At 26.5% G+C, this 990-nt stretch carries 1 protein-coding gene; it reads right to left on the minus strand.

What is annotated here, in order from left to right:
- Positions 1–378: 378 nt before the first annotated feature.
- Positions 379–891, minus strand: coding sequence for a hypothetical protein (locus U473_RS07865; protein WP_068725087.1), 513 nt, complete (start codon positions 889–891; stop codon positions 379–381).
- Positions 892–990: the final 99 nt, after the last annotated feature.

The following is a 990-nucleotide window of genomic DNA, read 5'->3' on the forward strand; positions in this document are numbered from 1 at the left end:
AAAAAATAAAAATGGTTAGTGATATCAAAGTATATCTAATAAATAATTTCCTGTTTTCTCCCTTTCTTTATTCCCATATACCCTTTAACAGAAAATAGCTGCTAATTATCAATGATAGTGGTGCAAAGATATAATCATGTAAAAATGAACATTTATTCCCTCAAAGCTTCTGTTGTAAGTTTCTTGGTATAGTAATCTTGTTTATTGTTTATTGTTTATTCTTTATTTTTTAAAAATCTTTTTATGACCATTCCCCACCATATCAATAGATAAACCAAAAAAAATCTATACAAGCCTTGCCCAATTTTTTGTTTTTCTAACACAAATCATAAACTCCAAGTAAACCACATTGAAATTGGATGTTATCATCAGCGTTATTTATTCCTTATAATTTTGATTGAATTTTAAGCTAAAAAACTCTTTAATCTCAGGAGTCATTCTAATATATAAATATCCAGATATTTTTTCTCCCTTTCTTTCAAACTCACCAGAGACTTTTACATAATCATAATTTTCTCCATACCACATAATCCTGGAAACTATTGACATTCCCTTTTTATTATCTATATCAGAATAAATAGTAATATACCCTTTCGGCTTAGCCAATAAAGATGGATTATCGAGACTATTGCCCAATACCTCTCCCTTTTTTAACTCTTTGTACATTAATTTAATTTCATTTCTATTCGTTAAAATTTCTGAATCATCTGGAGTAATATAATCTGTTAATGTATATCCCATTGTTTTTTTATACGCTGTGTATGGTAAATAAGTAACATGATCCTGTTCAAATAAAAAAGGATTAAAAAAATAGGTTTTATAATTATAAATTTCTTTCCCTATAAATATTACCAATACAATTAGTAATAACATAATAAACTTCTTAAACAATATGCTCATCTCCCTTTTTGTAACAATTCGTAGCTTTTTAGGTAAAACTAGGTCTAGCTCGATAGAAATTCATCGATAAACATTTTATTTATAATTTAT

This window comes from Tepidibacillus decaturensis, from assembly GCF_001561915.1.
Lineage (GTDB): Bacteria > Bacillota > Bacilli > Tepidibacillales > Tepidibacillaceae > Tepidibacillus_B > Tepidibacillus_B infernus.